Here is a 10,004-nt window from a genome sequence, read left to right as displayed (position 1 = left end):
TTTCTTATGTCACTCTAGCTAATGCACTTGCTCCGGAACAATTGCTGTAGGGCTAATTTGAGAAAGAAGAGGATAAATTTTGCGAACCACTTCCCACCCCAAGATTAGATCGGGTTTTAAGAAAGCTATTCTCTCTAGGTTTGGCTGATATTGGTTACCTAATTGTTTTATTCCTTGTGTTTCATTCTCTAGATATGCAGGGAATTTATCTTGCAAATCGTTTAATCCTGAAGCGCTACCGATTGGTTGAACTCCCAGAGCAAGTGCATTAGCTAGAGTGACATAAGAAATGGCAACAAGACGTTTGGGGTTATTCGGAATACAGGTTTCTCCCATCGCATGTTGCACGGTTCGACAATTCTCAACGGGCTGTTTATAGCGGGTCATACTGGTGTTATTGGTTGTGTCACAAGCCGAAACCAGTATCACTGCCAAGATACTCAAAAGTATCAGATGGGTGAAGCGACGAAAAGAAATACTCATAAACACCTAACGCCCTAAAACTCCCACCGAATCGTTCCTTGCACTGTAAATGGCTCACCATAAAAAATACGGCTACTAGAAAAAGCTTCAAAATAGGTGGTGTCGAACAAATTCCTAAAATTGAGAGCAGCTCGGAATCGACCACGATTGTAAAAAATTGCCGCGTCAGTGCGGAGATAACTTGGTAACTGTAAGGTGTTAGGTAGGTCTACTTGACGTTCTCCAACGAAAAATAATCCCAACCCAACTCCTAGCCCCCGCCAAGTACCCTGCTGAATTTCATAGGTAGTCCATAGGTTAACAGTATTTTCAGGGACACTAGTCAACCGATCACCTACGGGAAGCCTATTGTCTTGAGTAATTCGAGCATCCGTGTAGGCATAGCCTGCAATGATGTTCCACCCAGGCAGAATCTCACCTTGAACACCGAGTTCAACACCTCGGCTACGTTCTTCTCCAGTCTGTATCGAAAATAATCCGGGTGGGACACCCGGTCTAGTGTCAGCCGTCAAAACATTCGTCCGAGTTAAGTCATACAGGGCAAGGGTTGCTGAAAGACGGTCATTCAAATCTGCCTTAACTCCAACTTCATATTGAGTGCCGCGTCCTGGTTGAAATTGGCGATTCTCAAAGCTTCTGCCAGATGTTGGGGTAAACGAGCGACTATAGCTGGCATACAGTGAAATGGGTGGAATTGGTTGATAGACAATGCCCACACGTGGACTAAATGCATCACCTGATTGACTGGTTCTAGTATTTGCCAGGAAATCCTGATTGGTCTGCTCAAATAGATCAAACCGTCCACTTAGAAGGAGTTTTAGATTCTCAGCTAACGTCACCTGGTCTTGAATATAAATTCCTAAAGCATCTCTCAAAGTGATGGTGTTGAAATTAAGAGTTAGAGACCCAGTCGGTTGTCCATACACAGGATTAAATACATCAATAGGTGAAGCAGTTCCTCCGAAGCCTTGATTTCTGATGTCGTCCCTTCTGCTTAGATCAACTCCAAAGACTAGCTGATGGGCAACTGCTCCTGTTGAAAATCTACCAGTCACATATGTTGCTAAATTATAGGCTTGAGAGCTTGAAATAAAACCGTCCCTTGCACGGTCAAGAGTTCGATTATCTGAGTTTAGGTTGCCAGTAGGAAAAATTGTGTCTTGTTTGTATTCAAAGAACGATGCCCGAAACGCGCTCTGTAATGACCAGTTGTCGCTGAACTGATGCTCTAATCGATATCCAACTCTACCGAGCGTGCGATCAAGATCAGCTTCCGAGGTATTACGATTACGCGGAATGCGACCATTAGGATTAGGAAGCACTGTGCCGACTGCTGGCAGACCCTCGAAAAAGGAACCTCGTGAGTCCATGTAATCGCCTTCTAGAGTTAAGCGGGTTCGGTCCCCAATTGCTAAACTCACGACGGGGGCGATAAAAAATTGACTTTCTTCAAACCGATCAACAAAAGTATTTCTGTCTTGATAAGCGACATTAAGGCGATATAACACCGTCTTCGAGTCGTTCAATGGTCCAGATAAATCAATGGCACCTCGGTAGAAGTCAAAACTGCCAATGGTGGCATCAATTGCATAAAAGGGATCGCGAAGTGGTTGTTCCGTTACGATGTTGACAACTCCACCTGGAGTACCTCGACCGTAAAGAACTGAAGCTGGACCTCTGAGAGCTTCAACTCGCTCAATGTTAGACAAATCGAGTATTTGCCCTCCATATATATCTTGCAACCCGTCTCTGAGATAACTGCCGTTAAAATCACTTAGTTGAAATCCTCGACTGTAGAAAGATTGATCTCGATCGGTTATTGCAGATCCAGATTGATTTGCCCCAGGAATATTTTTAATTGCATCTCCTAAACGGGTAACGTTCTGATCTCGCAGCACCTCTTGAGGTACGACTTGAATCGATTGAGGAATGTCTCGCAGAGGTGTGTCAGTTTTAGTAGCAGTTGACGAATCTCTTACACGATAACCATCTTGCTCACCCGTCACTACCAACTCAATCGGTTCATCACCTTGTGCTGATGGTGTCTCCTGTGGTGTTTGGTTTGCTGGCTTTTCTTGAGTTTGTGGTGTTTGAGGCTGTTGCGGTGGAGAAGTCGCAATTTCAGCAGAAGTTATACCAAAAACCAGACCTGCATTATCATCAAATAACTCAACCGTTGGTAATGCTGCAACACCCACCACTGTCACTCGCACAGTCTTTGCATCAACATTCGTAACCGTTATCTCAGTAATTCCCTCAACAGGTTTTTCCGAGCGAAATGTGAAAGCATTGCCATCAGCTAAACGTAACTGCCCACCAGATACGTCAGCAATAAAATTATTACCCGTACTGCGATTTGTGACTTGCAGTTGAGTACCAACAGGTGTCTCTAAAATTATCTCCACACCTTTATCAGTGCGATTAGCTTTAACTCCCGTAATTGGTACAACTTCACCCCCAAGGTTCGGGCGGTTGCTTGGTGTTGGCGACTGCACTAGCATTTGAGCGCCAGTGCTAGGACGCTCTATCTCACTGAGTTGGCGAATTTCTCTAGTTGACCGGGAATTGCGTAGTACCGATGCAATAGATTCACTCTGTATCTCTGACTTTAGTACTTCTTGAGCAGTTGCGTTCATTGCACTCCAAAGCCAAACGGAACTCGTTAGTAATAAAATTTTTGACAACTGATTTTGTTTCATTTGCTACTACACACACCTGGTACTACTATTAGAATAACGATAATAGTGCAGCAAATAGCTTATTTTTATTGATAAAATTTGCTATTAGCATGAGAGCAAACTTTACATGAAATGGGTAAGCAATTGCAAGTATTAATCAGCATTTCTTTACAAAGCAGTAACGTTTGATCTCCTATTTCGCACTCTCAACAGTCATCAACGAAACTGGAGTATTAATTATTTGACCTCCTATCCTTTAATGTTTTCAATAGATTTAAGTTTTTGTAGACGCTTTCTTTGTTGAGCTTTACCATCTAAAATTTTTTCAGTGGCAATTTCTGTCAAATAAGATGGTTGTTGATTTTTGACTTGATTAAAATAATCTGCTAAAGAGCTTATGGTCGGATATCTGAACAGGTCGAGAATAGAGAAATCCCTTTTAAATACTTCACGTAATTTACTATGAACCTGAACCAGAAGCAATGAATGACCACCAAGTTCAAAAAAGTTATCATGAATTCCTACGTCCTCGACATGAAGGACTTCTTGCCAAAGATTAGCAAGAGTTTTTTCCACCTCAGTTTGGGGTGGCTGATAAACCGCTTCCAATTGAGGACGTGCCGTATCAGGTGCAGGTAGTGCCTTACGGTCAATTTTACCATTAGGTGTGAGTGGTAGTGCCTCTAACATAACAAAAGCCCCTGGCACCATGTAGTTTGGTAGCTTCGACTCTAAAAAGTGACGCAGTTCCGTAATTGCCAGTGTTTGTTCTGAATGTGGAACTATATAAGCAACTAAACTTTGAACATCTGCTGACACAACTACGGTTTCTCGGACTGCTGGGTGTTGAGTAATCACTGCTTCAATTTCTCCCAATTCAATGCGGAAACCACGAATTTTCACTTGGTGGTCAATCCGACCTAAGTATTCAATGTCTCCATTCAGTAAATATCGGGCTAAATCACCGGATTTATAAAGGCGTGCGTTTGGTTTATTACTAAAAGGATTGGGAATAAATCTAAGAGCAGTTAGTTCTGGTCGATTTAAATAACCTCGTGTCACGCCAGCACCACCAATATACATTTCACCTGGTACTCCAATAGGTACTGGCTGTCGATATTTATTTAGTAAGTAAACTTGCAAGTCAGGAATGGGACGCCCAATCACACTTCCAGATGCTACTTCTAAATCTACCATAGTTATTAGACGATATGTAACATGCACCGTTGTTTCCGTAATCCCGTACATATTGACTAACTGTGGAGATTGGTCGCCATGACGCTTAAACCAAGGTCTTAAACTCTCAATTTGCAATGCTTCTCCACCGAAAATGACTAGTCGCAGGCTGAGCTTGTTTCTTGTTTCCAAGGATTCTTCTGCTTGTATGAGTTGGGAGAAAGCTGAAGGTGTTTGGTTGAGTACTGTCACTTGCTGTGTTGATAGCAATTTATAAAAGTCTTCAGGTGAACGACTCAGCCAGTATGGTACTAACACTAACTTTCCACCATACAACAGGGCACCCCAGATTTCCCAAACGGAAAAATCAAAGGCGATGGAATGGAATAGCGTCGAAACATCATGTTGGTTAAAGTTATACCAAGACTCAGTTGCTGCCAACAAACGAACAACATTGGCGTGATTCACTAACACGCCCTTGGGTTGACCTGTTGAGCCGGATGTATAGATGATGTAAGCTAGGTTATTACTTGTACACTCATTAATTAAGTTTTGTGAGTTTTGCTGAGCGATAGTTTCCCAATCTGTATCTAGATAAACAACTTTAGTCTGATGTTGCGGTAAATTCTCTGTCAGGTGCTGCTGCGTTAGTAATACTAATATTTGAGCATCTTGTAATATGAAGGCTAGACGTTCTTGAGGATAGCTAGGGTCAAGGGGTACATAAGCGCCACCTGCTTTGAGGATGGCTAACAGTCCGATGACCATATCGAGCGTTAGCGTAGCTCCTCCCACAGAGGTTCGCTCTACACAAATCCCGACTAATACCTCTGGTCCCACCCCCAGAGAGCGTAGGTAGTGCGCCAGTTGATTGGCTCTTACGTTTAGTTCACAGTAGGTCAACTGCTCATCCTCAAACACTACTGCTACAGCATCGGGGGTGCGTTCTACTTGAGCTTCATACAACTGATGGATGCATTGTTGTTGGGGATATTCAATAGAGGTATCATTCCACTGTACTAGCAGCGCCTTCTCGGCTTGAGTTAACAATGGCAACTCCGACAAACGCTCCTGTGGATTGGCAACAATTCCCCTAAGCAACGTTTGCAAATGCCCAGCTATCCGGGTTATGGTACTTTTCTCAAATAAATCAGTATTATACTCCAGAGTGCCAAATAGTCCCTGTGTTGTTTGTGTCATCTCTAAGGTCAAATCAAACTTTGCTGTGCCCGTACCAACATTTAGAGGACTTAGAGTCAAACCAGGCAATTCTAACGAAGGCATCGGTGAATTTTGAAGCACAAACATCACTTGAAATAGTGGTGTATAGCTTAAGTCTCGAAGTGGTTGCAGTTCCTCTACCAGTTGTTCAAATGGCAAATCTTGGTGAGCATAAGCTGCTAATGCCACTTTCCGCACACGAGTTAGTAACTCCTCAAAGGTAGGATTCCCTCCCAAATTAGTTCGTAGTACAATTGTATTGATAAAAAAACCAATTAATCCTTCTAACTCTGTGCGATTGCGGTTAGCAATGGGCGAACCGACTACAATATCTTCACTTCCCGTATAATGCCATAGTAGGGTCTGAAAGACTGCTAGCAGGGTCATAAATAAAGTACCCCCCTGCTGCTGACTCAATTTATTTAGGGAGGCAGATAACTCTTGAGATAACTCGAAAGAATAATTAGCACCTTTGAAGTTAGCAACACTAGGTCTTGGATAGTCAGTGGGTAAATCCAGTAGTTTCGGTATACCCTCTAGCTGTTTTCGCCAGTAAGATATTTGGGATTCCAGTATCTCTCCTTGTAGCCATTGCTGTTGCCAGTTTGCAAAGTCTACATACTGTATTGGCAGTTCCGAAAGTGGAGACGGTTGCCCTTTGGAGAAAGCTTCGTAAAGTGCTGCGACTTCTTTAATCAGTACCCCCATTGACCAAGCATCAGAGATAACGTGATGCATTGTAAATATCAGAATATGTTTGATCTTGCTCAGTCGCAGCAAAGTAGCTCGCAGTAATGGAGCTTGGCTCAAATTAAAGGGTTTTTGTATTTCTTGTATAACTAAGTTTTGAACTTCAGCTTCTTGCTCAACCTCAGATAACTCTTCCAGATTGATGGTCGGTAAAGTCAAGCTTAAAGTAGGAATAATTACCTGAACAGGTTTTCCTTCTACCGTTGCGAAAACAGTTCGCAAAATTTCGTGACGTCGTACGATTTCATTAAGAGTTTGCAAGAGTGCTGCTTGATTAAAGAAACCCGTAATACACAAAACTGCATTTATGTGATTAGCAAAGTTACCAGGTTGTAATTGGTCTATAAACCAAAGCCGTTGTTGAGCAAAAGACATCGGAAAAATATGAGGTTGGCTAACTTTGTTTTGAAGTATTTTTGCCAAAATCTCACGCTTTCTTTGTGACGATAAATGATTAATCTTATCGTGAATGTTAGTCATTTTCTAGCCCTTTTTCAGCTAAAAATTTACTAAGTAATAAGTCAACTTGTTGCTCTGAAATGTTATCAAAACTTGCTAATATTTGTGGTTCATGAATGCGTTCAATTTTTTTTATCATGTTGACGTTGGACTTTTCCCCCGAACTTCGACTTTGTTCAATTATCAATGCTTGTTCAATAATAGTGGGTGCTTCAAAAAAGCTATGCAGGGACAGGTTGATTTGAAATTCTTTAAGCAATCGAGAGAAAATTTGAGTAGCTAATAGGGAATCTCCTCCCAATTCAAAAAAGTTATCATGAATGCCTATCTGTTTAATTCCTAGCAGATGTTGCCAGACTTTAGCAATAGTTACTTCAACTTCATTACGAGGAGTAACATAATCATTACGTAGATTAGGACGGGGATGGCTTTGTTTAGAGAGGCTTACTGAAGCTGATTTATCTTCTAAAAGTGTTAATTCTTCTAGAGGTTTGAAAAAATGATTTTGCTCCCATTTGGATTGGAAATCTTGTGTTGACACAACAACTTGAGGCAATCCACTCCGCAGAATGCGATTAAAAGCATCGACGCCTTCTTGAGGTCTTATTCCTTTTTTGAGACTTTCTTCACGACTGTGTTTGAGTTCATCTGGCACGGCAGTCTCCACTGCCATCCCTACTTCTTGCCAAGCGTCCCAGTTGATTGATACTGTAAATTGCTCAGATGTGTAAGCAGAAAAGTGCGCGTATGTATCTAGAAATGCATTGGCCGCACAATAATCTACTTGTCCAAATTCACTCAAAATAGAACTTTGGGATGAACAAAGCACCAAGAAATCTAGATTAATATTCTGAAAAACTTGCTTGAGTACTATTGTTCCTCTAACTTTTGGTGCTAGTACATTGCTTGCTATATCTTGTGTTTTAAGTTGGATGACACCACCACCAGCAATACCGGCTGCATGGATGACACCATTAATCTGACCAAATTTTTCTACTGATCTGGTCATTACAGTCTTCATTTGTTCGCAATTAGCGACATCGGCGCTAATTACAAAAACTTCTGCACCAAAAGTCTCCAATAATTGCACTTTACGAATTATATGGCTAACTCTATCTTGTTCATCATGGGTTGCCAACCATTCTTGCCAATTATCTTTTTCAGGTATACTCTTTCGTCCAACTAGAATTAATCTAGCTTGCACTGTTTTTGCTAGATGTTCTGCTAATACTAAACCAATGCCGCCTAGCCCACCAGTAATTAAGTAAACCCCTCTTTCTCTTAATTTAGTTTTATCAACCATACTCTGTTCCAAATGCACAGGCTCGAAGGTTTGAATCCAGCGATGATATCCACGGTAGGCAACTATGTCATTGGTTGGCTCTGCTGCAAATTCTGTTATGAGATAATTAAAAATTTTTTGTATTGGTGGGGTTTCTGAAGAAGGTATTACTATATCAATAGTACAGCAATTAATGTTTGGATATTCCTTAGGGATTACTTTACATGATCCTAACATGGTAGCCTTATGCGGACATAATTTTTCCTCGCTAGCTACATCATGTAAATTACTGGTTACGACCATTAGCTTCAGAGAATCCCTAATATCTTGTTTTCCTAATGCTTGTGCTAAAAACAGTAGGCTCCAAAAACCAAGATACTCACAATCTTCAAAAAACTGATGCTGTGTTTGTTCGTCTATCTCTTGACTAGGTAAAGTATCGTTGGGAGTAACGCTCCAAAAATGGGCGATCGCTTGTGGAGTCCAATTCTGCTCTTGTAGTGCTTGAAGCAAAATATCATAATGATCCCTTTGTTGGGGATTAATTGCATACGTACAATCACTAAGTTTTGCAAATCTATCTCCGACCCTAACGACAATCACATCCTGACCCTGTTGTTTGAGTTGTTCGGCAATTTCTGCTCCAACTCCATAAGTATCGGCAAACACTAACCAACATGACTGTTGTTCTGCCAGTTTTTCCTTTTTGAAAAGCTCAATTGGTGTAGATTCTTTCCAGCGAGGAACGTAGAACCAGTCTGCAATATCTGGCTTTTTATCTAAGGTTTTTTGCAGCATCATTGCCGAAGTCGCATTTTGATTTAACTCAACCCAGTAACGCTGGCGTTCAAAAGGATAAGTAGGTAAGGGTACGCGATGACGCTTTTCATTTGTGTAAAAACCAGACCAATCAATTTGAACCCCTACTAACCAAAGTTTACCCAAGGTGTTGAGTAAAAATGCTACATCTGATTGTTGCTCTTGCGGATGCCGTATAGAAGTTAGTGCTATCAGTTCTTCTGCTTGATGTTGTTTAGCCAAACTACTCAACGTCCGTCCCGGACCAACTTCCAACAGTATTCGCTCTGGCTGTTTGAGTAATTCAGTGACACCTTGACTGAAGTGGACTGGTTGCCTTGAATGCATAGCCCAATAGTTAGGGTCTGTTGCTTGTGCGGTAGTAATCCAAGTGCCGCTAACATTGGATACAAACGGAATTTTCGGAGGATTGAGTTTTATCTTTTGTAAAGATTGGGTGAAAGTCTCAATGACGGGTTCCATCATTTGAGAATGAAAGGCATGAGAAGTATGCAAACGCCTACAGCTGACGCCTGCTTGTTGTAACTCCTGTTGCAATTGCTCTATTGCTTCTTTTGAACCTGACACAACGCAAGAAGAAGGTGCATTAAGCGAAGCCAGAGAAAGGTTTTCATCGAGGCAAGATTGTATTGCTTCCTCGGAAAGTGCAACCGAAAGCATGGCACCAGACGGGATCTGTTGCATGAGTCGTCCACGAGTGGCAACAAGAGCTAAAGCATCTTCTAGAGAAAATACATCTGCTAAAGTGGCAGCTACATATTCTCCAATGCTATGACCAATCATTGCGATTGGAGATATGCCCCACGCCATCCACAACTGAGCTAGAGCATACTCAATCACAAACAGTGCTGGCTGAGTAATGTGAGTTTGTTGCAGTTGCTGCGTTGCAACTTGTGTCTTCTCTTCATCCGGATATAAAATCGTGCGTAAATCAACGCCAAGATGAGGTTTGAGTATTTCACAGCACTGATCTATGTGTTTCCGAAATACTGACTCAGTCTCATATAACTCTCGACCGAGCGGATTTTGAACAAAAACTCTTGCAGCTTGCTATGAGTCGGGGTGCGAAGTGGTTTGAAGATTGTAAGTTCCTTGAAGCTGATTATAATAAAGCAGAATGGCAGATTTTGCTGCAA

At 41.7% G+C, this 10,004-nt stretch carries 4 protein-coding genes and 1 pseudogene; all 5 read right to left on the bottom strand.

Annotation, left to right across the window (positions count from 1 at the left end; genetic code table 11):
• Positions 1-18: 18 nt before the first annotated feature.
• Positions 19-483: an ABC transporter substrate-binding protein gene (locus LC574_RS10895; protein WP_229453539.1), complete on the bottom strand. Its 465-nt coding sequence runs from the start codon at positions 481-483 to the stop codon at positions 19-21.
• A gap of 14 nt (positions 484-497) precedes the next feature.
• Positions 498-3,182, bottom strand: coding sequence for a TonB-dependent siderophore receptor (locus tag LC574_RS10890; RefSeq protein ID WP_229453538.1), 2,685 nt, complete (start codon positions 3,180-3,182; stop codon positions 498-500).
• Positions 3,183-3,410: 228 nt separating this feature from the next.
• A complete protein-coding gene (locus LC574_RS10885) occupies positions 3,411-6,788 on the bottom strand; it encodes a non-ribosomal peptide synthetase (RefSeq protein WP_229453537.1) in 3,378 nt (1,125 codons plus the stop codon).
• Positions 6,781-7,440 (bottom strand): phosphopantetheine-binding protein, encoded by a 660-nt coding sequence (locus LC574_RS37930; RefSeq protein ID WP_267871488.1) that lies wholly within the window; start codon positions 7,438-7,440, stop codon positions 6,781-6,783. Before LC574_RS37930 ends, LC574_RS10885 begins: the two co-directional genes overlap by 8 nt.
• Before the next feature lie 18 nt (positions 7,441-7,458).
• Positions 7,459-9,876, bottom strand: a pseudogene (locus LC574_RS10880) (SDR family NAD(P)-dependent oxidoreductase); the annotation flags it as partial.
• Positions 9,877-10,004 lie beyond the last annotated feature (128 nt).

It is taken from the genome of Nostoc sp. CHAB 5715 (assembly GCF_020829685.1).
Lineage (GTDB): Bacteria > Cyanobacteriota > Cyanobacteriia > Cyanobacteriales > Nostocaceae > Nostoc.
This window is presented reverse-complemented; position numbering and strand designations above follow the sequence as displayed.

Excerpts from the sequence above, each read along its gene's own strand:
- LC574_RS37930 (WP_267871488.1), bottom strand. The coding sequence starts at position 7,440 with ATGGCAGTGGAGACTGCCGTGCCAGATGAACTCAAACACAGTCGTGAA.
- LC574_RS10890 (WP_229453538.1), bottom strand. The coding sequence starts at position 3,182 with ATGAAACAAAATCAGTTGTCAAAAATTTTATTACTAACGAGTTCCGTT.
- LC574_RS10895 (WP_229453539.1), bottom strand. The coding sequence starts at position 483 with ATGAGTATTTCTTTTCGTCGCTTCACCCATCTGATACTTTTGAGTATC.
- LC574_RS10885 (WP_229453537.1), bottom strand. The coding sequence starts at position 6,788 with ATGACTAACATTCACGATAAGATTAATCATTTATCGTCACAAAGAAAG.